The sequence below is a fragment of the Atlantibacter sp. RC6 genome (genome assembly GCF_014193285.1).
In the GTDB taxonomy this organism is placed as follows: Bacteria; Pseudomonadota; Gammaproteobacteria; order Enterobacterales; family Enterobacteriaceae; genus Atlantibacter.
Genome location: NZ_JACHZE010000002.1, coordinates 69,442 through 91,956, shown reverse-complemented (window position 1 = coordinate 91,956; position 22,515 = coordinate 69,442). Strand labels below are relative to the sequence as shown.

At 55.8% G+C, this 22,515-nt stretch carries 23 protein-coding genes; 8 read left to right on the top strand and 15 right to left on the bottom strand.

Annotated features, from left to right (window positions below; all coding sequences use genetic code 11):
• Positions 1-388 precede the first annotated feature (388 nt).
• Positions 389-2,986: a bifunctional aconitate hydratase 2/2-methylisocitrate dehydratase gene (gene acnB / locus FHW74_RS05440; protein WP_183169514.1), complete on the top strand. Its 2,598-nt coding sequence runs from the start codon at positions 389-391 to the stop codon at positions 2,984-2,986.
• A 49-nt stretch (positions 2,987-3,035) separates the two neighbouring features.
• Here the strand turns inward: acnB and FHW74_RS05435 are convergent, their stop codons facing one another.
• A complete protein-coding gene (locus FHW74_RS05435; RefSeq protein WP_183169513.1) occupies positions 3,036-3,419 on the bottom strand; it encodes a hypothetical protein in 384 nt (127 codons plus the stop codon).
• A 188-nt stretch (positions 3,420-3,607) separates the two neighbouring features.
• On the opposite strand from FHW74_RS05435, the gene yacL reads away from it, so the two are divergent.
• Entirely contained in the window at positions 3,608-3,970 is a 363-nt protein-coding gene (gene yacL, locus FHW74_RS05430; protein WP_183169512.1) for a protein YacL, read from the top strand.
• A gap of 45 nt (positions 3,971-4,015) precedes the next feature.
• Here the strand turns inward: yacL and speD are convergent, their stop codons facing one another.
• From speD to FHW74_RS05415, 3 genes are all read right to left on the bottom strand, one after another.
• The gene (speD, locus tag FHW74_RS05425; RefSeq protein WP_183169511.1) at positions 4,016-4,810 is read right to left on the bottom strand and encodes an adenosylmethionine decarboxylase; all 795 of its coding nucleotides are present in this window, start codon (positions 4,808-4,810) and stop codon (positions 4,016-4,018) included.
• Between the two features lie 14 nt (positions 4,811-4,824).
• Positions 4,825-5,691 (bottom strand): polyamine aminopropyltransferase, encoded by an 867-nt coding sequence (gene speE / locus FHW74_RS05420; protein ID WP_183169510.1) that lies wholly within the window; start codon positions 5,689-5,691, stop codon positions 4,825-4,827.
• Between the two features lie 150 nt (positions 5,692-5,841).
• The gene (locus tag FHW74_RS05415; protein WP_125293639.1) at positions 5,842-6,189 is read right to left on the bottom strand and encodes a YacC family pilotin-like protein; all 348 of its coding nucleotides are present in this window, start codon (positions 6,187-6,189) and stop codon (positions 5,842-5,844) included.
• 146 nt (positions 6,190-6,335) lie between these two features.
• Between FHW74_RS05415 and cueO the strand changes: the two genes are divergently transcribed.
• On the top strand, positions 6,336-7,883 hold the full coding sequence (gene cueO / locus FHW74_RS05410; RefSeq protein WP_183169942.1) for a multicopper oxidase CueO: 1,548 nt from the start codon (positions 6,336-6,338) through the stop codon (positions 7,881-7,883).
• A 50-nt stretch (positions 7,884-7,933) separates the two neighbouring features.
• On the opposite strand, the gene FHW74_RS05405 is transcribed toward cueO, so the two are convergent.
• A complete protein-coding gene (locus FHW74_RS05405) occupies positions 7,934-10,333 on the bottom strand; it encodes a glucose/quinate/shikimate family membrane-bound PQQ-dependent dehydrogenase (protein ID WP_183169509.1) in 2,400 nt (799 codons plus the stop codon).
• Positions 10,334-10,527: 194 nt separating this feature from the next.
• Here FHW74_RS05405 and hpt point away from each other — a divergent pair, with 194 nt between their 5' ends.
• The gene (gene hpt, locus FHW74_RS05400) at positions 10,528-11,064 is read left to right on the top strand and encodes a hypoxanthine phosphoribosyltransferase (protein WP_167509364.1); all 537 of its coding nucleotides are present in this window, start codon (positions 10,528-10,530) and stop codon (positions 11,062-11,064) included.
• Positions 11,065-11,090: 26 nt separating this feature from the next.
• On the opposite strand, the gene can is transcribed toward hpt, so the two are convergent.
• Positions 11,091-11,753: a carbonate dehydratase gene (gene can, locus FHW74_RS05395; RefSeq protein ID WP_183169508.1), complete on the bottom strand. Its 663-nt coding sequence runs from the start codon at positions 11,751-11,753 to the stop codon at positions 11,091-11,093.
• Between the two features lie 107 nt (positions 11,754-11,860).
• Between can and FHW74_RS05390 the strand changes: the two genes are divergently transcribed.
• The 4 genes from FHW74_RS05390 (at position 11,861) to FHW74_RS05375 (ending at position 15,434) form a co-directional block, all read left to right on the top strand.
• Positions 11,861-12,787: an ABC transporter ATP-binding protein gene (locus tag FHW74_RS05390; RefSeq protein ID WP_183169507.1), complete on the top strand. Its 927-nt coding sequence runs from the start codon at positions 11,861-11,863 to the stop codon at positions 12,785-12,787.
• Complete coding sequence (locus FHW74_RS05385; RefSeq protein ID WP_183169506.1) at positions 12,784-13,554, top strand: ABC transporter permease; 771 nt, start codon at positions 12,784-12,786, stop codon at positions 13,552-13,554. The genes FHW74_RS05390 and FHW74_RS05385 overlap by 4 nt, the downstream gene beginning before the upstream one ends.
• A 123-nt stretch (positions 13,555-13,677) precedes the next feature.
• The gene (locus FHW74_RS05380; protein ID WP_183169505.1) at positions 13,678-14,109 is read left to right on the top strand and encodes a PTS sugar transporter subunit IIA; all 432 of its coding nucleotides are present in this window, start codon (positions 13,678-13,680) and stop codon (positions 14,107-14,109) included.
• Positions 14,110-14,186: 77 nt separating this feature from the next.
• On the top strand, positions 14,187-15,434 hold the full coding sequence (locus FHW74_RS05375; RefSeq protein WP_183169504.1) for a polysaccharide deacetylase family protein: 1,248 nt from the start codon (positions 14,187-14,189) through the stop codon (positions 15,432-15,434).
• Positions 15,435-15,461: 27 nt separating this feature from the next.
• Here FHW74_RS05375 and panD read toward each other — a convergent pair whose 3' ends face one another.
• The 9 genes from panD to thpR form a co-directional block, all read right to left on the bottom strand.
• A complete protein-coding gene (panD, locus tag FHW74_RS05370; RefSeq protein ID WP_183169503.1) occupies positions 15,462-15,842 on the bottom strand; it encodes an aspartate 1-decarboxylase in 381 nt (126 codons plus the stop codon).
• 108 nt (positions 15,843-15,950) lie between these two features.
• Entirely contained in the window at positions 15,951-16,802 is an 852-nt protein-coding gene (panC, locus tag FHW74_RS05365; protein ID WP_183169502.1) for a pantoate--beta-alanine ligase, read from the bottom strand.
• A gap of 14 nt (positions 16,803-16,816) precedes the next feature.
• Positions 16,817-17,611: a 3-methyl-2-oxobutanoate hydroxymethyltransferase gene (panB, locus tag FHW74_RS05360; protein WP_183169501.1), complete on the bottom strand. Its 795-nt coding sequence runs from the start codon at positions 17,609-17,611 to the stop codon at positions 16,817-16,819.
• 81 nt (positions 17,612-17,692) lie between these two features.
• The gene (folK, locus tag FHW74_RS05355; RefSeq protein ID WP_183169500.1) at positions 17,693-18,172 is read right to left on the bottom strand and encodes a 2-amino-4-hydroxy-6-hydroxymethyldihydropteridine diphosphokinase; all 480 of its coding nucleotides are present in this window, start codon (positions 18,170-18,172) and stop codon (positions 17,693-17,695) included.
• Positions 18,169-19,566 carry a polynucleotide adenylyltransferase PcnB gene (gene pcnB / locus FHW74_RS05350; protein WP_370527980.1) on the bottom strand — a complete coding sequence of 466 codons (1,398 nt, stop codon included), beginning with the start codon at positions 19,564-19,566 and terminating at the stop codon, positions 18,169-18,171. Before pcnB ends, folK begins: the two co-directional genes overlap by 4 nt.
• 55 nt (positions 19,567-19,621) lie before the next feature.
• On the bottom strand, positions 19,622-20,503 hold the full coding sequence (gene gluQRS / locus FHW74_RS05345) for a tRNA glutamyl-Q(34) synthetase GluQRS (protein ID WP_183169499.1): 882 nt from the start codon (positions 20,501-20,503) through the stop codon (positions 19,622-19,624).
• A gap of 60 nt (positions 20,504-20,563) precedes the next feature.
• The gene (gene dksA, locus FHW74_RS05340; protein WP_002436912.1) at positions 20,564-21,019 is read right to left on the bottom strand and encodes an RNA polymerase-binding protein DksA; all 456 of its coding nucleotides are present in this window, start codon (positions 21,017-21,019) and stop codon (positions 20,564-20,566) included.
• Positions 21,020-21,197: 178 nt separating this feature from the next.
• The gene (gene sfsA, locus FHW74_RS05335; RefSeq protein WP_183169498.1) at positions 21,198-21,902 is read right to left on the bottom strand and encodes a DNA/RNA nuclease SfsA; all 705 of its coding nucleotides are present in this window, start codon (positions 21,900-21,902) and stop codon (positions 21,198-21,200) included.
• Between the two features lie 12 nt (positions 21,903-21,914).
• Complete coding sequence (gene thpR / locus FHW74_RS05330) at positions 21,915-22,442, bottom strand: RNA 2',3'-cyclic phosphodiesterase (protein ID WP_183169497.1); 528 nt, start codon at positions 22,440-22,442, stop codon at positions 21,915-21,917.
• Positions 22,443-22,515 lie beyond the last annotated feature (73 nt).

The window sequence follows — 22,515 nt, the reverse complement described above, 5'->3', positions numbered from 1 at the left end:
AGCGATTTTCATTCGAATCTGGATAACGTTACGCAAAAAGCATTTTTGCGCTTGCGTTCAGTTTATGAGCGGAGCAGAATGCCCAGCGTGAGGGTTTTGCCACAAATCGATACCGCCGGACCGGTGCTTGCTACCACCGCATGGCACAAACTAACCGCTGAAAAGCGGTTTTTTTGTCTCCGCAAAACGCCGCTTTCTTGCGCTATACCATGCTTAACGATTCAGCAAATCTTTTTATGTTGCTTTTTTGTAAACAGATTAACACCCCCTCAAAATCCTGCTATGCTGCCCGACGCGGTATCGGGCATTTACCCTACAAACTGCTGTCTCACAGGAGCGTGAAGAGAAGCGCCTGCCGCATATGACAATGAGAGCGAGGAGAACCGTCGTGCTAGAAGAATACCGTAAGCACGTAGCAGAACGTGCAGCCGTTGGGATTGTTCCAAAACCCTTAGATGCAACCCAAATGGCCGCGCTCGTCGAGCTGCTGAAGAATCCGCCCGCGGGCGAAGAAGAATTCCTGTTAGATCTGCTGACCAACCGTGTACCGCCGGGCGTTGATGAAGCCGCCTATGTTAAAGCCGGATTCCTCGCTGCAATTGCCAAAGGCGAAGCAACCTCTCCGCTGGTCACCCCTGAAAAAGCTATCGAACTGTTAGGCACTATGCAGGGTGGTTACAACATCCATCCGCTGGTCGACGCGCTGGATAATGACAAACTCGCGCCGATTGCTGCGAAAGCGCTGTCCCACACTCTGCTGATGTTCGATAACTTCTACGATGTGGAAGAAAAAGCCAAAGCGGGCAACAGCTACGCGAAGCAGGTCATGCAGTCCTGGGCAGACGCCGAATGGTTCCTGTCGCGCCCGACGCTGAATGAAAAAATTACCGTTACCGTGTTTAAAGTTACCGGTGAAACCAATACCGATGACCTGTCTCCGGCACCGGATGCCTGGTCGCGCCCGGATATCCCACTGCACGCCCTGGCGATGCTGAAAAACGCCCGTGAAGGCATCGAGCCGGATCAGCCGGGCAGCGTTGGCCCGATTAAACAGATCGAAGCCCTGCAACAGAAAGGCTATCCGCTGGCCTATGTTGGCGACGTGGTCGGTACCGGTTCTTCCCGTAAATCCGCCACCAACTCGGTGCTGTGGTTTATGGGTGACGATATCCCGAACGTACCGAACAAGCGCGGCGGCGGCCTGGTGCTGGGCGGCAAAATTGCGCCAATCTTCTTCAACACCATGGAAGATGCCGGCGCGCTGCCGATCGAAGTGGATGTTGCCAACCTGAATATGGGCGATGTGATTGACGTGTACCCGTACAAAGGCGAAGTGCGCAATCACGAGACCGGCGAACTGCTGGCCAGCTTCGAGCTGAAAACCGATGTGCTGCTGGATGAAGTGCGTGCCGGTGGCCGTATTCCGCTGATCATCGGCCGCGGCCTGACCACCAAAGCGCGTGATGCGCTGGGCCTGCCGCACAGCGACGTATTCCGTCAGGCGAAAGACGTGGCGGAAAGCAACCGCGGCTATTCACTGGCGCAGAAAATGGTAGGTCGTGCGTGCGGCGTGGCGGGCATTCGTCCGGGCGCTTACTGCGAGCCGAAAATGACCTCCGTGGGCTCTCAGGACACCACCGGCCCGATGACCCGTGATGAGCTGAAAGACCTGGCGTGCCTGGGCTTCTCTGCGGATCTGGTGATGCAGTCTTTCTGCCACACCGCTGCCTATCCGAAGCCGGTTGACGTCACCACGCACCACACCCTGCCGGACTTTATTATGAACCGTGGCGGCGTGTCGCTGCGTCCGGGTGATGGCGTTATCCACTCCTGGCTGAACCGCATGCTGTTGCCGGACACTGTCGGCACCGGCGGTGACTCCCATACCCGTTTTCCGATTGGTATTTCTTTCCCGGCGGGCTCAGGCCTGGTGGCGTTTGCCGCCGCGACCGGCGTCATGCCGCTGGATATGCCGGAATCGGTGCTGGTGCGCTTTAAAGGCAAAATGCAGCCGGGCATTACCCTGCGCGATCTGGTTCACGCTATCCCGCTGTATGCCATCAAACAAGGTCTGCTGACCGTTGAGAAGAAAGGGAAGAAAAACATCTTCTCTGGCCGCATTCTGGAAATCGAAGGTCTGCCGGATCTGAAAGTAGAGCAGGCGTTCGAACTGACTGACGCTTCCGCCGAGCGTTCTGCGGCAGGCTGCACCATCAAACTGAACCGCGAACCGATCGAAGAGTATCTGCACTCCAACATCGTGCTGCTGAAGTGGATGATTGCTGAAGGCTACGGCGACCGCCGTACGCTGGAGCGTCGTATTCAGGGCATGGAGAAGTGGCTGGCGGATCCGCAACTGATGGAAGCCGATGCCGATGCGGAATATGCCGCGGTGATCGAGATCGATCTGGCGGATATCAAAGAGCCGATCCTGTGCGCACCGAACGATCCGGACGATGCGCGTCTGCTGTCTGACGTGCAGGGCGACAAGATCGACGAAGTGTTTATCGGTTCCTGCATGACCAACATTGGTCACTTCCGCGCGGCGGGTAAACTGCTGGATACTCACAAAGGCCAGCTGCCGACCCGTCTGTGGGTTGCGCCGCCGACCCGTATGGACGCCGCGCAGTTGACTGAAGAGGGCTATTACAGCGTATTCGGTAAGAGCGGGGCGCGTATTGAGATCCCGGGTTGTTCACTGTGCATGGGTAACCAGGCGCGCGTGGCGGACGGCGCGACCGTCGTGTCGACTTCGACCCGTAACTTCCCGAACCGTTTAGGCACCGGCGCGAACGTCTACCTGGCGTCTGCGGAACTGGCTGCGGTTGCGGCGCTGATCGGTAAACTGCCGACGCCGGAAGAGTACCAGACGTTTGTTTCCCAGGTGGATAAAACCGCGGCGGATACTTATCGCTATCTGAACTTCGACCAGCTTTCCCAGTACACCGAGAAAGCCGACGGGGTGATTTTCCAGACGGCGGTCTGATCTTTCGCGTAACGAAAAGGGAAGCCAGAGAGCTTCCCTTTTTTATGCCTTACGACAGGGCATCTTCTTTGCCGCTGTAGCGCGGCAGGCTGACCACCGGCCAGGTAAAGCTCTCTTCAACCCGGCAGCGCTCCGGCTTTTGCTGGTCGGAATAAATAATAAACCAACGCTCATTCTTCGGGAAAAACACCAGATCATCACCGTTACGAAACGACCAGGTTTTGTAACGCGCGCCTGACTGGGTGCGATCTTTATGCGCGCCAGAAGCTATCTGAAAATGTTTTCCCCATTGCATGGTGGTGAGGTGATATTTAAAAAAGGAGATCAGGACATTCTGGCGGGTCAGACAGTCGAGCCGCACCGCTTCGCCCGCATACGCGGCGGAAAAGGGAAACGCGAGGAAGATAAACAGCAGAATCGGGGACAATGACATTTTCAATTTTTGCATAACTGATTACGATTTAAGGCTTTAAGAAGATCCTCAGGATAGCACAACCGTCCCGTCTGGCTTTTTTCTCGATACCTCTGCCCGCTGCGCTGTTTTTCTTGCGCCGTGCTGCGATAATTACAGATAAGAAAATTCGGGCGTAGTTTGCCCGGCGTGTAGCAGAGGAAAACACTATGGATCATGAATTTCTGCGCGACGTTACCGGTACGGTGAGAGTACGCATGTCGATGGGCCATGAAGCGATTGGTCACTGGTTTAATGAGGAAGTGAAGGAGAACCTGGCGCTGCTGGAGGAAGTGGAGCAGGCGGCGCAGGCGGTCATCGGCAGCGAGCGCCAGTGGCAACGCGCCGGGCATGAATACACCCTGTGGCTGGATGGCGAAGAGGTGATGGTGCGCGCCAATCAGCTAGCCTTTTCTGGCGATGAAATGGAAGAGGGGATGAGCTATTACGATGAAGAGAGCCTGTCGCTGTGCGGCGTGGAGGATTTTCTTCAGGTGCTGCGCGCTTACCGTGAGTTTATCCAGCAAAAATAGCCTTCAGTAAAGCTAACCGCGTGGAGCGTCCCTGCTCCACCTGCGTTATACCACCGGAATATTACGTCCGTAGTAAATCTCGCGCATTTCTTTCCAGAGCATATCAGTAATGTCTTTCCGCTCTTGTTCGGTTAAATCTTCCGGTTTGGTGTGGAACATGTAGTGTTTAAGATCGAACTCTTTTAGCAGCATCTTCGTGTGGAAGATATTCTCCTGATACACATTCACATCCATCATGTCGTACAGCGCTTTCATGTCTTCAGACATAAAGTTTTGAATCGAATTGATTTCATGGTCGATGAAGTGCTTCATGCCATTAACGTCGCGGGTAAAGCCGCGCACGCGGTAGTCTACGGTCACGATATCGGATTCAAGCTGGTGAATCAGGTAGTTCAACGCGTTAAGCGGAGAGATCACCCCGCAGGTTGACACTTCAATATCCGCACGGAAGGTGCACAGCCCGTTTTCCGGATGGCTTTCCGGGTAGGTGTGGACGCAGATATGGCTCTTATCCAGGTGTGCCACCACCGTTTCGGGCAATGGGCCGGGGTGTTCGGTTTTATCGACCAGCTTCGGGTCGACGGGCTCTTCGCTGACCAGAATGGTCACGCTGGCGCCCTGAGGCTCGTAATCCTGGCGCGCGATATTCAACACGTTCGCGCCGATGATGGAGCAGGTTTCCGTCAGGATCTCAGTGAGACGGTTTGCGTTATACAGTTCATCGATATAAGCGATGTAGCCATCGCGCTCTTCCGCCGTTTTGACGTAGCAAATATCGTAGATACAAAAACTCAGGCTTTTGGTCAGGTTATTAAAGCCATGCAGTTTAAGCTTTTTCAATTTTGTTCACCTCCTTAGGATGCCTGGCGAGCCAGTGCGTCATTCAAGTATTGCGGCAGAGCGAAAGCGGCCGCGTGGATTGCCGGGTTGTAATAACGGCAGGGTAAACCGGCGTCGGCAAAGCGCGTCTGGATCGTGTTTAGATCGAGCTGGCGCAGCGCGGGGTTATCGGTGGCCCAGGCAAAAGTCATAATGCCGCCGTAATAGGTTGGGATTGCGGCCTGGTAAAAACTCACGTCCTCAAAGTAGTGGCTGAGTTTACGATGGCTGCCGATGGCTTCGTCCTGCTGTAAAAAGCAGACGCCGTTTTGCGCGACGAAAATTCCGCCCGGATTCAGCGCGCGTTTACAACCCTGATAAAATTCCGAGGTAAACAGGCTTTCGCCGGGGCCGACGGGATCGGTGCAATCGGAGATGATCACATCGAAGGTTTGCGTGGTTTGATTGACGAAGTTAACGCCGTCGTCGATCACCAGCGTGAAGCGCGGATCGTCATAGCTTCCGGCGTTATGGTTGGGCAGATACTGGCGGCAGAACGAGACTACGCCCGCGTCGATCTCCACCATGGTGATGGTTTCGACGTTTTTATGGCGCGTCACTTCACGCAGCATTGCGCCATCGCCGCCGCCGATAATCAACACATGCTTCGCATCGCCGTGGGCCAGCAGCGGTACATGGGTCATCATTTCGTGATAGATAAACTCATCACGCTCGGTGGTTTGCACAACGCCGTCCAGCGCCATGATGCGGCCAAATGCGCGGTTCTCGAAAATGATCAGATCCTGGTGATCGGTCTTTTCGTGATACAGCACATTATCAACGGCAAAGTATTGTCCAAACTGGTCGTGCAGCGTTTCCTGCCACACTTTTGCTTCGGCCATTGGCAGATACCTCTTTCGTTAACACTCATGGAAAAATGGCGCAACATGATAGCTAACATCTTACACCGATGCACGGTCAATATTTCATCAACGAAAGACGCAACAGTGTCGTAGCCTGAACGCCAGTATGTTCAGGCTGAACGGAGGGGATTATTTGACGTAAGCGAGCAGGCTGAGCGAGTCGCGCGCCAGGGCTTTACATTTTTTTGCGGTGGGGATGGCGATGCCGCTGAGATCGCGGTAGCTGTCTTCGCCGAGCGCCTTCATATTGAAGCTATCGTAATTACTCAGATCCCACTGGTTTTGCTGAGCGAAAAACACCAGCGCGCGTCGGATTTGGCCGTTGGGCAAGTTTTGATAGCCGCAATCATTCTTAAGAAATACAAAAACTGCCGTAAGATCAGCCATATCTTCGGCTTCAGACTCACTTAATGCAAAGCTACTGGCGGAAAATCCGAGCAACCCACCGAGTAACACCAATCTGACCCACTTCATCATCGCGCCTGGAACTCCTCTCTGAAGAGTGAAAGTTAGCACAATTCTGTATTTCACGACGATCTTTATTATTCTCGGCCAGGCTTGACCTTCCGCTTAGGGGAGGGTTTATGCTCAAAATTACGCCTGCGAACCATAAGGAAATCGACATGCATCGCCGCGACTTTATAAAATATTCCGCCGTGCTGGGCGCAGCAAGCGCGTTACCGCTGTGGAGCCGCTTCGCCTTCGCCGCCGATCGTCCCGCTTTACCCATCCCCAGTCTGTTAACCGCCGATGCCGAGAGCCGCATCCGCCTGACCATTCAGGCGGGCCAGACGTTGTTTAACGGCAAAGCGGCGACCACCTGGGGCTACAACGGCAACCTGCTCGGCCCGGCGCTCCAGTTGCGTCAGGGTAAAGCCGTGACCGTCAATATTCATAACACCCTGGCGGAAGAAACCACGTTGCACTGGCATGGTCTGGAAATCCCAGGTGAAGTAGACGGCGGCCCGCAGGGGGTGATTAAACCTGGCGAAACCCGTACCGTCTCTTTTACGCCGCAGCAGCGTGCCGCCACCTGTTGGTTCCACCCGCATCAGCACGGCAAAACCGGACATCAGGTAGCGATGGGGCTGGCGGGATTAGTGCTGATTGAAGATAACGATAGCCGCCTGTTGCGTCTGCCGCAGCAGTGGGGCATTGACGACGTCCCGCTGATTATCCAGGACAAACGCTTCGGGGCCGATGGGCAAATTGATTATCAACTGGATATGATGAGCGCCGCTGTCGGCTGGTTTGGCGACACGTTGCTGTGTAACGGCGCGGCGTATCCGCAACATGCCGCCCCGCGCGGTTGGCTGCGCCTGCGTTTGCTGAACGGCTGTAACGCCCGTTCGCTGAACATCGCCGCCAGCGATGGACGCCCGCTGTATGTGGTCGCCAGCGACGGCGGCTTTTTGGCCGAGCCGGTCAAAGTGACCGAACTGCCGATGATCATGGGCGAGCGTTTTGAAGTGCTGGTGGAAAACCGCGACAACACGCCTTTCGATATTGTGACGCTGCCGGTGAAACAGATCGGCATGACCGTCGCGCCGTTTGATAAGCCTGTGCCGGTGGTGCGCATTCAACCACTGGTAGTGACCGCATCCGGCGAACTGCCTGACAAACTGGTCGACATGCCCACCATTCCCGAGAGCGTCAACGCCAAAGAGCGCTGGCTACAGCTGATGATGGACCCGATGCTCGATATGATGGGGATGCAGGCGCTGGAGCAAAAATACGGCAAACAGGCGCTGGCCGGCATGGGTATGCACCACGGTATGGGCCACGGCAACATGAACCATGGCGGCATGGGCCACCAGAACATGGATTTCCATCACGCCAATAAAATTAACGGGCTGGCGTTTGACATGGCGAAGCCGGCGTTTGCCGTGGAGCGCGGGCAGTACGAGCGCTGGACCATTTCCGGAGAGGGCGACATGATGATGCACCCGTTCCACATCCACGGCGCCCAGTTTCGCATCCTGACTGAAAACGGTAAGCCGCCAGCCGCTCATCGCGCGGGCTGGAAAGATACCGTCTGGGTGGAAGGCGCGCGCAGCGAGGTGTTGGTGCGTTTTGAACATCCGGCCCCGGCGGAGCAGGCCTATATGGCGCACTGCCATCTGCTGGAGCATGAAGATACCGGCATGATGCTGGGCTTTACCGTCGCGTAAAACAAAAAAGGCCGCGAATCATTCGCGGCCTTGTTGTTTAACGTTGAGGATTACTTCGCGTCATCCGGCAACGCGAAGGCAACAATGTAGTCGCCCATCTTCGTCCCGAACGAGCCGTGGCCCCCGGCGGAAATCACCACGTACTGCTTACCGTTAACCTCATAGGTCATCGGTGTGGCTTGTCCACCCGCTGGCAGACGGCCTTCCCACAGTTTTTCACCGTTTGTCATGTTGTAGGCGCGCAGATAGTTATCTGCGGTCGCGCCAACAAACAGTACGTTACCGGCGGTGGAGATCGGCCCGCCGAGCATCGGCATCCCGAGGTTAAACGGCAGCGGGAATGGCAGCGAGAACGGCAGGCTGTCGCGCGGCGTCCCGATACGTTTTTTCCACACGACTTCGTTGGTTTTCAGATCCAGGGCGGAGATATAACCCCAGGCCGGCTGCTTACACGGCAGACCAAACGGCGACAGGAACGGGTTCAGCGTTACGCCGAACGGTACGCCGTACTGAGGCTGAATGCCGGTTTCCTGACCGCTGGCGGCATGCGGCGTTTCTGGCGGCTCCATCGGGTTATCCGGGCCACGCGGCATCAGTTTCGAGACGAACGGCAGGGCAATCGGGTTAGCAATCGCCACCTGACGGTTCTGATCGACGGAAATACCGCCCCATTCGAACATCCCCAGGTTGCCCGGGAATACCAGCGTGCCTTGCTCAGACGGCGGGGTGAAAATCCCTTCGTAGCGCAGCTGATGGAACATCACGCGGCACACCAGCTGGTCGAACATGGTCGCGCCCCACATGTCCGCGCCGCTCAGATCTTTGGTCGGACGGAAGCTCAACTCCGAGAACGGCTGAGTCGGCGAAAGTCGGTCGCCTTTCGCCGGGCCCTGCGGCACCGGTTTTTCCGGGGCCGGGACCACCAGTTTTCCGTCACGACGGTCCAGAACGAAGATGTTGCCGGTTTTCGCCGGCGCGTAGATCACCGGTACTACGTTACCGTTCTTATCAGTGATATCCGCCAGCGTCGGTTGGGAAGGCATATCCATATCCCACAGGTCATGGTGGACAGTCTGATAAGACCAGGCCAGCTTGCCGGTGGAGGCATTCAACGCCACAATCGAACTGGCGTAACGCTCCTGCTCTTCGGTACGGTTGCCGCCCCAGATATCCGGCGTAGAAACGCCCATCGGCAGATAGACCAGGTCCAGCTGCGCGTCGTAGGCGGCAGGCGCCCAGGAGTTCGGGGAATTCAAGGAGAAGTGATGCTCATCCGATGGGATGGCATTCGGGTCTTTGGCGCCCGGATCGAACGCCCAGACCAGATCGCCGGTATTAACATCGAAACCGCGGATCACGCCGGACGGCTCGCGGGTCGAGTAGTTATCGGTCACCGCGCCTGCGATCACGATAATTTTATCGGTCACAATCGGCGGCGATGTCGGCTCATACATGCCCGGCGTGGTCACCGGCTGGTTGGTTTGCAGGTTGAGAATACCTTTGTTGGCAAAGGATTCGCACAGCTTGCCGTTGTCAGCGTTGATGGCAAACAGACGGCCATCGTTTACCGGCAGAATGATACGACGCGGACAATCCGCTACCACATCCGGGCTGGCGTTGTCAGCGCGCGCTTCATGATAAGAGACGCCGCGGCAGGTCACATGCTGGAACGACGGATTGGCGTTCAGCTGTGGGTCGAAGTGCCATTTCTCTTTCCCGGTAGCCGCATCCAGTGCGAACAAACGCTGGTGCGCGCTGCACAGGTACAGCGTGTCGCCCACTTTAATCGGCGTCACTTCGTTGGTGATTTCACCCGGGTCGGTGGGTAATTTCACATCACGGGTCTGGAAGGTCCAGGCCTCTTTCAGCTCATGAACGTTATCCGCATTGATTTGCTTAAGCGGAGAGAAACGTTGCCCTTCCTGGTTACGACCATATGCAGGCCAGTCGCCGTCCGGGATCGCCGGAGCGGTAGTGGTGGCTGCCGCCGCATCGGTTTTCAGGGTGCCATTGATCTCTTGCGGATCGTTGAAAATGGCCCATCCGAGAATACCGGCGGTGATAATCAACGTCACCATCATTGAGGGCAGAGCAGGGCGCGAGATCACCGGCAGTTTTCGCCAGACAAACGGCAGGATCAGCCAGATGCCGAAGAACACCAGGATATCGCAGCGCGGGGTCAAGGCCCAGAAATCGAAGCCGACTTCCCAGATTGACCACAGCATGGTCGCGAGCAGCAGCGCCGCATACAGCCAGAGCGCCGATTGTTTACCGCGCCACAGCAGCCAGGCAACGCCAAGCATCACCAGGCCCGCAATGGGATAGTACCAGGAACCCCCTAATGTAACTAACCATACCCCGCCAATCAGTAAATACAGCCCGCACAATGCTGCGAACAGAGCTGTTAACACCACAATTAGTGATGATTGTTTATGTTTTGTTTCCGCCATAATCACACTCGTAATTTTTTAGTAGCAAGTAATTATAGTTATTAACATGTGTGATCTTAATCACAAAAAGAGCTTTTTTTCAGAATAGGTCCCGACACGCTAATTACTGTTATACTGCCTGCCTTACGAATTAGTGCTGGTGAAATAAACGCCAGTATTTAATGATTTAGTTCTTAAATCATATGGTTAGCGATATGAAACATACTGTTGAAGTGATGATCTCCGAAGCGGAGATTAAAGCGCGTATTGTCGAACTTGGACGTCAGATTACTGAACGCTATCGCGACAGCGGAAGTGAGATGGTGCTGGTGGGCCTGCTGCGCGGTTCGTTTATGTTTATGGCCGATTTGTGCCGTGAAGTGCAGGTTGGCCATGAAGTGGATTTTATGACCGCGTCGAGCTACGGCAGCGGCATGTCCACGACCCGCGATGTGAAAATTTTAAAAGATCTGGATGAAGATATTCGCGGCAAAGATGTGTTGATTGTGGAAGACATCATCGACTCCGGGAATACCCTGTCGAAAGTGCGCGAGATTTTAAGCCTGCGCGAGCCGAAATCCCTGGCGATCTGCACGCTGCTGGATAAACCGTCGCGTCGCGAAGTGGATGTGAAAGTGGAGTTTATCGGTTTTTCTATTCCCGATGAATTCGTGGTGGGGTACGGCATCGATTATGCCCAGCGCTACCGTCATCTGCCGTACATTGGCAAAGTCGTTTTGCTGGACGAATAAACAAAGGGGCCGCGGCCCCTTTAGTCTTATTTATGGCTGGTGTGCGTTCGCGTTAAGTTGCAGATACCGTTGCGGTAACGCTGCTCCAGCGTTTCGCGGCTGGTCGCGGTCACATCCAGGTCGCGCAGCAGGCCGTCGTGAATCCCGTAGGCCCAACCGTGAATCGTGACTTTCTGTCCGCGTTTCCACGCAGATTGCATGATGGTGGAGTGCCCAAGGTTGTACACTTGTTCCATCACGTTCAGCTCGCACAGCGTATCCAGACGGCGTTCCTGCGGGATTTCGCCCAGCAGGGAGCTGTGTTTGAACCAGATATCGCGGATATGCAGCAGCCAGTTGTTAATCAGGCCCAATTCCGGATTTTCAACCGCTGCCTGTACGCCGCCGCAGCCGTAGTGCCCACAAATAATAATGTGTTCAACTTCAAGGACATCCACCGCATACTGCACCACTGACAGGCAGTTGAGATCGGTATGGATCACCAGGTTGGCGACATTACGGTGAACAAACAGTTCGCCTGGCTCAAGGCCAGTTAAACGTTCGGCGGGAACGCGGCTATCGGAGCAGCCGATCCACAAAAAGCGCGGCTTTTGCGCTTGAGAAAGGCGTTCAAAAAAACCAGGATCTTCGTTCACCAGCATTTTGGACCAGTGAGCGTTATTACTGATGAGTGTATCGATATCTTTCATTTAGGTTAACAACCTGTAACCGTGGGATTGCGTTGATGTAATATAAGGCAACTCAATTATTTTTTAAACACCATAACTTTTGTGCGATACAAGGTAACTGTATATCCATGACAATTGCATTGGAACTGGAAGGATTAAAAAAAACCTATCCCGGCGGCGTGAAAGCCTTACGCGGCATTGACTTACAGGTAGAGGCGGGAGATTTCTACGCGCTGCTCGGGCCGAACGGTGCCGGTAAATCTACCACTATAGGGATAGTGAGTTCGCTGGTGAACAAAACGTCAGGCCGCGTGAGGGTGTTTGGTTATGACCTCGAAAAAGACGTGGTCAACGCCAAGCGCCAGCTGGGGCTGGTGCCGCAGGAGTTTAACTTCAACCCGTTCGAGACGGTGCAGCAGATCGTGGTTAACCAGGCGGGTTATTACGGCGTGGAGCGTAAAGACGCGATTGCCCGCAGCGAAAAATACCTTAATCAGCTCGATCTGTGGGAAAAACGCAACGAACGTGCGCGGATGTTGTCCGGTGGGATGAAGCGCCGGTTAATGATCGCCCGCGCCCTGATGCACGAGCCGAAATTGCTGATCCTCGACGAACCTACCGCTGGCGTGGACATTGAGCTGCGCCGCTCGATGTGGGGATTCCTGAAGGATCTCAACGACAAAGGCACCACCATCATTCTCACCACCCACTATCTCGAAGAAGCGGAAATGCTGTGCCGCAATATCGGCATTATCCAGCGCGGCGAACTGGTGGAAAACACCTCGATGAAGTCGCTGCTCGCCAAGCTGAAATCAGAGACTTTTATCCTCGATTTAGCGCCGCGCAGCCCGTTGCCGAAGCTGGAAGGCTATCAATATCGCCTGGTAGACACCTCGACGCTGGAAGTGGAAGTGCTGCGCGAACAGGGCATCAACAGCGTCTTTAACCAACTGACCGCACAGGGTATTCAGATCCTGAGTATGCGTAATAAAGCCAACCGCCTGGAGGAGTTGTTCGTGACTCTGGTGAACGAAAAGCAAGGAGACCACGCATGATGCAGCTGTATTGGGTGGCGCTGAAAAGTATCTGGACCAAAGAGATCCACCGTTTTATGCGTATCTGGGTCCAGACTCTGGTGCCGCCAGTCATCACCATGACGCTCTATTTTATTATTTTCGGTAACCTGATTGGCTCGCGCATCGGCGAAATGCATGGCTTTACCTATATGCAATTTATCGTGCCGGGGCTGATTATGATGGCGGTGATCACCAACGCCTATGCCAACGTGGCGTCATCGTTTTTTAGCGCCAAATTCCAGCGCAATATTGAAGAGCTGCTGGTGGCCCCGGTGCCGACTCACGTCATCATCATCGGCTACGTGGGCGGGGGCGTGGCGCGCGGGCTGTGCGTCGGTATCCTGGTTACCGCGATTTCGCTGTTTTTCGTGCCGTTTCAGGTGCATTCATGGCTTTTTGTTGGCGTTACGCTGCTGTTTACCGCCATTTTGTTCTCGCTGGCCGGTCTGCTGAACGCGGTGTTCGCCACCACCTTTGACGACATCAGCCTGATCCCAACCTTCGTGTTGACGCCGTTAACCTATCTGGGCGGGGTTTTTTACTCGCTGACGCTGTTGCCGCCGTTCTGGCAGGCGTTGTCTCACCTCAACCCCATCGTGTATATGATCAGCGGGTTCCGCTACGGTTTCCTGGGTATTAACGATGTGCCGCTCGGTTTCACTATGGGCGTGCTGGTGGTGTTTATTCTCGCGTTTTATCTGCTCTGCTGGTACTTGATCCAGCGCGGACGCGGCTTGCGCACCTGATAGCGTGACTTTTGACGGTAAAACGAGGCCCTCATTTTGAGGGCCTTTTGTTTTCCCATGATTCGGGTCACAACGGCGTTTCGTTACTTCGCTAAACTACCCCTTTTGGATAAGGAGTTGCCAATGCTGGGATGGGTCATCGCCTGTCATGACGACAAGGCGCAATGCATACTGGAACAACTGGAAAAACGCTTCGGCCATATCCCCCAGTGCCGGGTTGTCAATTACTGGCATGGCATCGGCACCAATATGCTCAGCAGAATGATGTGCGATGCGCTGCACCATGCGGATTCCGGCGACGGGGTGATTTTTCTGACCGACTGCAACGGCGGCGCGCCGTACCGTGTCGCCGCTCTGATGAGCCACAAGCATAATAATTGTGAAGTGATTTCCGGGGTGACGCTTACCCTGCTTACCGAGCTTTATCCGCTACGCTTTTGCTTAAGCAGCCGCGCGTTTCGCCATACCATCGTCGAGCGTGGCGGCGAGGGCGTCAGCAGTCTCTGGCACCAGCAGCAAAAAAATCCCCCTTTCGTGTTACTGCATCACGCCTGACAGACGGTTTACCGCTTGGTGTAAAAGGCACTTTTTGTCAAAATAAGCGCAAATTCCTCAAGCCGCTTCGATTCCCTATGCTGACACGCCTGATTTTCTGCTTTGTGCTGCTATTTACCGCACCTGCCGGCGCGATCCTGGTCAACCCGACCTTTAATCCGCCGCGCTATATGCAGACCACGGAAGATGCAGATATCTGGGCGCATATCGGCAACCGCGTCATTTCCGTGGGCCGTATCGAGCAGGGGCAGGTGCTGGCGGTGGTGCCGACCGACGCCGATTACTACGAATTCAACTTTGGCTTTGGCACCGGGTTTATTGATAAACGCCACCTCAAACCGGTACAGGGCAAACTGCGGATTCAGGATCGGTTGGGGGATCTCAATAAGCCGCTCAGCAATCAGAACCTGCTTACCTGGCAAGCCGTCACGCTGTATAACGAACCTGACACGCAAAGCCAACCGCTGGGCGTACTGGCGGAAAACCTGCGCTATCCGATTAATTCTAAACTCAAAGATCGGCTTAACCAGACCTGGTTCCAGATCCGCATCGGCAACCGGCTGGCGTGGGTCAGTAGCCTGGAGGCACAGGAAGATAACGGCATTCCAGTGCTGACCTGGCACCATATTTTGCGCGACGAAGAGAACACTCGTTTTCGTCACACCTCCACCACCACGTCGGTACGCGCTTTCAGCAACCAGATGACCTGGCTGCGCGATATGGGCTACACCACGCTTTCTCTGTACCAGCTTGAAGGCTACGTGAATAACCGTATCAATTTGCCCGCCCGGGCGGTGGTCATTACCTTTGACGATGGCCTGAAGTCGGTATCGCGCTATGCCTGGCCGGTGCTGAAGCAGTACGGGTTTACCGCCACGGCGTTTATTATCTCTTCGCGCATCAAACGCCACCCGCAAAAGTGGGACCCGAAATCCCTGCAGTTTATGAGCGTCTCAGAATTGCAGTCCATCCAGGATGTATTTGATATCCAGTCCCATACCCATTTCCTGCACCGCATCGACGGCCTGCGCCATCCGATCCTGCTTAGCCGCAGTTATCACAATATCCTGTTCGATTTTGAACGCTCGCGCCGGGCGCTGGCGCAGTTCAACCCGCACGTGCTGTACCTTTCGTATCCGTTTGGCGGTTACGATGAGAAAGCCGTTAAAGCGGCTCATGACGCAGGGTTTCATTTAGCGGTAACGACGGTGAAAGGGAAGGTGAAGCCGGGGGACAATCCGTATTTACTCAAGCGGTTGTATATTCTGAGAACGGATTCGCTGGAAGATATGGCGCGCTTAATCAGTAACCAGCCGCAGGGGTAATAGCGCCCGCGAACGGGCGCGAAAACATCAGGCGACCTGAACCGGAACCGCTTTGGCGGTGCGTTTCATTTCGTTGTCGCCGTCAAAGTACGCCACTTTTGGCTGCCAGTTGCGGGCCTGTTCATCCGGCATGGTGACGTAGCTGGCGATAATCAAAATATCGCCCACATCGGCGCAGTGCGCCGCCGCCCCGTTTACCGAGATGATTTTCGAACCGCGCTCGCCGGAAATGGCGTAAGTGGAAAAACGCTTGCCGTTCGTCACGTTATAAATATCGATGGCTTCATATTCCAGAATGCCAGCCGCTTCAAGAAAATCCTGATCAATGGCGCAGGAACCTTCATAGTGCAAGTCTGCCTGAGTCACTTTGACGCGATGCAGTTTGCCCTGCAACATTGTACGAATCATAAATTTAACCCTGTTAACACCAACACTGTCAGAGCGGGTTGACCCCGCTCCAGGAATTTTACCCAGGCAGTATTGCCCGTTTTATAACCGCTGTCTATCCCCGCTCCGTTACGCCAGTTCGACCGTCAAATTATCAATCAGGCGCGCCTGGCCGAGCCATGCCGCCATCAGCACCACGGCGCGCTGGCTTTGCGGCGTCAGTTCCAGCAGGGTATCGGCATCGCGGATCTGTAAATCATCGCTGCGAAAGCCTTTTTCGTTCAGCTCCAGCGCGGCGGCTGCGAGGATTTCTTCCACGTTGCGCTCGCCAGCCTTTAATTTTTCACCGATGCCGTTCATGACTTTGCTCAGCCCTGGGGCGATTTTACGCTGGTCGCTGGTGAGATAGCCGTTGCGCGAGCTGAGCGCCAGGCCATCTTTGGCCCGTACGGTAGGCACGCCGACAATCTCGATGTCGTAGCTCATGTCAGCGACCATTTTGCGGATTAGCGCCAACTGCTGGTAATCCTTCTCGCCGAAGCAGGCGATATCCGGCTGCACCAGGTTAAACAGCTTGCTGACCACGGTGGAGACGCCGCGGAAATGCCCCGGACGGCTTGCGCCTTCCAGAATGGTCGAGATGCCCGGCACGTCGACATAGGTTTGTTCGCCCATACCGCGCGGATACACTTCTTCCGGCGTTGGAGAAAACACGAACTCCACACCACGGCGATTCAACTTTTCGCAATCTTCCTGCAGGGTGCGCGGATAACGCGCCAGATCGTCCGGACGATCGAACTGCATCGGATTAACGAAAATGCTCGCCACCACCACATCAGCGCGCGCTCTCGCTTCATCAACCAGCTTCATATGACCGTCGTGAAGGTTTCCCATCGTCGGCACCAGCGCAATCCGTTTGCCTTCCAGGCGCAGACGGCGAATCTGCTGGCGCAGCATCAATACGGTTTCAATAATCAGCACAACCCATACTCCTGTCAGTGGAAACTGTGTTCTTCGCCCGGATAAGCCCCGGACTCGACCTCAGTAATATACTGGCGCACGGCGGCACGCATGTCGCCCGCGTCGGCAAGGAAATTTTTCGCGAATTTCGGGATATGGCCGCCAGTGATGCCAAAGGCGTCGTGCATCACCAGGATTTGACCGTCGGTAACGTTGCCCGCGCCGATGCCGATCACCGGGATGCGTAACGCCCCGGTGACGCGCTGCGCCAGTTCAACCGGCACGCACTCCAGCACCAGCAACTGCGCCCCGGCGGCTTCCAGCGCCAGCGCGTCGTCCAGCAGCGTTTGAGCGGCGGCTTCATCGCGGCCCTGCACTTTATAGCCGCCGAAAATGTTCACCGACTGCGGCGTCAGGCCCAGATGTCCGCACACCGGCACAGCGCGTTCGGTCAACATCCGCACGGTATCCACTAACCAGCGGCCGCCTTCGATTTTCACCATGTTGGCGCCGGCGCGCATGACTACGCTGGCGTTGGCGAAGGTCTGTTCCGGCGTGGCATAGGCCATAAACGGCAGGTCGGCCAGCAGCAGGCAGTTCGGCGCGCCACGGCGTACCGCGCGGGTGTGATAGGCGATATCGTCCACGGTGACGGGCAGGGTGGAATCATGCCCCTGGACCGTCATGCCCAACGAATCGCCCACCAGCATCACGCCGATGCCTTCATCGGCAAACAGTTTGGCGAAGCTAAAATCGTAGGCGGTGATGGTGGCGAATTTTTGGCCGCTGGCCTTCAAACGGAGCAGCTGGGCAATGGTGGTTGGTTTCATGGCTATCCCCTGAACTGAAAATGGCGAACAGTGTAAACGATAGCTTTCACAGTGAGTAGCCAGCGTTCAGGGGTTGGGCAACTACCAGCGGGAAATGCCGGAATGATCAAGCTTTTCCAGCAGTTCAGACAATTTATCGCCGTCCGGGAAGCGTAAATCCGGGGCAATTTGCGCCAGCGGCAGCAGCATAAAGGCGCGGTTTTTCATGTCGTAATGCGGGACGGTCAGGCGGGGGGTATGAATGTGTTGCTCGCCAAACAGCATGATATCTAAATCGAGAGTACGCGGCCCCCAGCGGTGGGCTTTGCGCTCGCGCCCCTGCTGCAACTCAATACGCTGGGTGTGGTCCAGCAGCGCTTCCGGGGCTAGCGTGGTCTCCAGCGCCACGGCGGCGTTGAGATAATCAGGCTGATCCTGCGGGCCGAGCGGCGGGGTGCGATAAAAGTCAGAAACCGCGACGAGCTGGCTTTCGGGGATGTCGGCCAGCGCCGCCAGGGCAGCATTCACTTGTTCGAGAGGGGACGCAAGGTTGCTGCCGATGGCGAGATAAACGCGGGTCACGCATTGCCCTCACGGCGCGGGGCACGACGACGCGGGCGGCGCGGGCGACGGCGGGCGGCCGGTTCATCATCCAGATCATTTAACATATCTTTCTGGGCAGGCGGCGCGGAAACCTGAAACTCGCCCCACCAGCGGGCCAGACGCTGCAATTCGGCGTTGTTTTCCGCTTCGGCGCGCAATTCCAGCAAATCGTAGGCGGCGCGGAATTTTGGATGCTCCATTAATTTCCAGGCGCGTTTACCCTGACGACGGGACATGCGCAGCTGCAATTGCCAGATATCGCGGATTAGCGCGGTGATACGTTTCGGGATCGCCAGCGAACGGCAGGCTTCGTCGAGCACGTCGTTCATCGCCAGCGCGAAGGCGTCATTCCAGCTCAGGCCGCTTTCCTGGGCGATTTTCTGCGCGGTTTCAATCTGCGGATACCAGAACAGCGCGGCGAACAGGAAAGCCGGATTGACGCGCATATCGTTATGAATGCGGGTATCCGTGTTCTTCAGCACCTGAGCGATGATGCGCTCCATCGGGCTATCACCCTGTTCGGTGAAGAAGCGGGTGATGGTCGGGAACAGCGGCTGGAACAGCGAATATTCACGCAGCAGCAGATAAGTGTTGTAGCCGTAACCCATCTGCAACAGCTTCAACGACTCTTCAAACAGGCGCGCAGGCGGCACATCGTTCAACAGCGTCGCCAGACGCGGGATCGGCTCGCCGGTCTCGGGGCTAATTTGCATATCCAGGCGAGCGGCGAAACGCACCGCGCGCAGCATGCGCACCGGATCTTCACGGTAGCGGGTTTCCGGATCGCCAATCAGGCGAATGATGCCGAGCTTTAAGTCCTGCAACCCGCCGACGTAATCGCGAACGGTGAAATCCGCCACGCTGTAATACAGGCTGTTGATGGTGAAATCACGGCGCTGGGCGTCTTCTTCAATGGAGCCGAAAATGTTGTCGCGCAGCAGCATGCCGTTCTGGCCGCGTTGGGAAATAGCGCGATCGCTGACATTTTCTTCATGATGACCGCGAAAAGTCGCCACTTCGATAATTTCCGGGCCGAACATCACGTGAGCCAGGCGGAAACGGCGGCCCACCAGGCGGCAGTTGCGGAACAGTTTGCGGACCTGATCCGGCGTGGCGTTGGTGGTCACGTCAAAATCTTTGGGTTTTTTGCCCAGCAACAGATCGCGCACGCCGCCGCCGACCAGCCACGCTTCGTAGCCCGCTTTATTCAGGCGGTACATCACCTTGAGGGCGTTTTCACTGATATCTTTGCGGGAAATAGCGTGCTGTTCGCGCGGGATGACGGTAATCGTGGGCTGGCTGACGATATCGTCAACCTCGCTTTCCTCGCGATTTAACACCTTGCGGCAAAAATTAGCGACTCGGGTAAAAATGGTGCACCTCGGTAGTGTGTCAGACTCTGGACAAAAAATAGCGGCTAATCATAGCTCAGCGCAACGCATTTGAGAATGCTGGATTCACGGGTATGCGTTGGGGAGACCAGTTAATCGCCGCTTCGCGCAGCAGCGCGTCGGTAGATAAATCCCGCCAGTGCTCTGTTACAGGCTGGTTCAAAAACTGCAATGCGGCAACCAGCATTGGTTTCGGATCGCCGTGCGGCAGGGCAGGGGCGTGGTTCTGTTTCGACAGTTTATTCCCGTCGGCGTTAAGCGCCAGCGGCAGGTGGAACCAGGCGGGCGGCTGCCAGCCAAACTGGTGATACAGCGACACCTGGCGCACCGTGGGTTCAATCAAATCCGCGCCGCGTACGATTTCGGTGACGCCCTGGAAATGATCGTCCACCACTACCGCCAGGTTATAAGCGAAAAGCCCATCGCGGCGGTGAATGATAAAATCTTCCCGCGCCAGCGCCGGGTCGGCGACAATCTCGCCGCGTAGCTGGTCGGTAAAGCTCATCATCGGCTGGGTCTGGCGTAAACGCACGGCGGCGTGCTCCGGGCCATGATGCAAGTCGCGGCAGTGGCCGTCGTAAATCCCGCCGATGTGCTGGATCCGGCTGCGGGTGCAGGTGCAGTAATAGCTGCGCTGATGTTCGCGCAACCAGGCCAGCGCCTCGCGGTAGGCATCATGGCGCGCGGACTGGTACAGCACCTCGCCGTCCCAGTGCAGGCCGTAATGGTCAAGCTGGCGTAAAATGGTGTCGGCGGCACCGGGCACTTCGCGCGGCGGGTCGATGTCTTCGATACGCACCAGCCAGACGCCGTGCTGCGCGCGGGCTTGCAAATAGCTGCCCAGCGCGGCGATCAGCGAGCCGAAGTGGAGTTCACCAGAAGGAGAAGGGGCAAAACGCCCGATATAAGCTGTGGACATAGCGCTAAAAAACAAGGCGGGAGAGACCCCGCCTTTGTTATTAATGGATGTGGGCTGCGGTTAGCCAGCCATTTGTTTTTCGCGGATTTCAGCCAGCGTCTTGCAGTCGATGCACAGGTCCGCGGTCGGACGTGCTTCAAGACGACGAATGCCGATTTCCACTCCACATGATTCGCAGAAGCCGAAGTCTTCGTCTTCTACTTTTTTGAGAGTTTTCTCGATTTTCTTGATCAGTTTACGCTCACGGTCGCGGTTACGCAGTTCGAGGCTGAACTCTTCTTCCTGGGCGGCGCGGTCGACCGGATCCGGGAAGTTAGCCGCTTCATCCTGCATATGCGTAACGGTGCGATCGACTTCATCCCTAAGTTGATTACGCCATGCTTCAAGAATGCGCTTGAAGTGTGCCAGCTGGGCTTCATTCATATACTCTTCGCCCGGCTTCTCTTGATACGGCTCCACCCCAGCGATGGCGAGAATACTCAGGGACGATGTTTTACGTTTTTGCCCTTCTTGCATGTTGCTTCTCCTTAACACGCACTATCGATCCCCTTGTCGGGGGAAAAATCAGGCCGCTATAAATAGCAGAAGCTTTTCGGGATAGCAATTGTATAAACGTTACACTTGACAACCCTGTGAGGAAAAGCGTATTTGCGCATGCGCCTGAAACAATAATGACTCAAACGGTTAACCGGCATTACAAGCAGACCGGTACGGGTATCGTTAATTGCATTTTCTCGGCGGTTAACGTCGCCTTCCAGGCAACGATTTCCACCCCTTTTTGCTGTGCTTCACTGAGCAACATTGCGTATCGGGGGTCGATGTGGCGCGCCGGAGAGACCCGCTCAATCGCCGAATGCAATACGGCGAATAACAGGACGGCGCGTTCGCCGTTCTCCACCACACTCATCAATTCACGCAGATGTTTTTGGCCCCTTACCGTGACGGCATCGGGAAAATACCCTTGCGAATTATCCGATAACGTGACTGATTTCACTTCAATATAGCAGTTAACCTTGCAACCTGCCTGTAACATGAAATCAATACGGCTGCGCTCTGCGCCGTACTTAACTTCGCTTAAGACCGTCGAATAATCAGAAAATTCCCCCAGCCGGTTTTCCTGGATTGCCTCTTTGACCAATTGATTGGCGCGCAGGGTGTTAACGCAGATGAAATGGCCTTCTTGAGTCTGGGTGAGCTCCCAGGTGTGCGGGTACTTACGCGTCAGATTGGGCGAGGTGGAATACCAGACTGTATCGCCGGGCGTGGCGCAGCCGGTCATCGCGCCGGTATTCGGGCAGTGCAGCGTCAGCAGCGCGCCTTCGGGCGTTACCACATCGGCCAGAAAACGTTTGTAACGTTTAATCAGCGTGGCGGGCTGCAACGGGGGAGAAAATTCCATAATCGGTCCTTTTTATTCCAGCGACCAGCGCGCCAGCGGCTGGTATTGGGTGCGTCCCTGGCTGAACTGCGATGCGTAAAGCACAAATTCCGTCACCGGAAAGGTCCAGTGAAAGCCTGGCGCGGGGATAGCGACCTGATGCGCGGCGTTGCGCAGCAGCGTCACGTGCGGATGAAACGGCTGCGGGCTCTGATAACAGCCGCTGCGCGCAGCCTGGGCGCGCAGCAGATTCGCCAGTTGCAATAGCCCGCGCGGCGGCTGGCGGCTACCCAGCCACACCACTCGCGAACGCGGCCAGTGCCCGGCGTCGTCCAGCGTCAGGGTAAACGCCGGCTGCTGGATGCGCCCGGCCAGCGCCATCAGCATTTGCTGCTTTTGCTCGCTGATTTCGCCTAAAAACGCCAGCGTCAGATGAAGATTCGCCGCCGCGATGGGGCGGCCCGCCTCCGGGGCGAACTGCGCGGCGCGCCACTGGATCACCTGCTGTTGGATCGGCGCGGGTATCTCAAGGGCAAAAAATAGCCGTTTGGGCTCAGACATAGCAGTTCTCGGTAATGGTTTGAGGGGATGCTACAATGCGCCCGTTTTAATGTTAACCCTTTTGATGTGAACC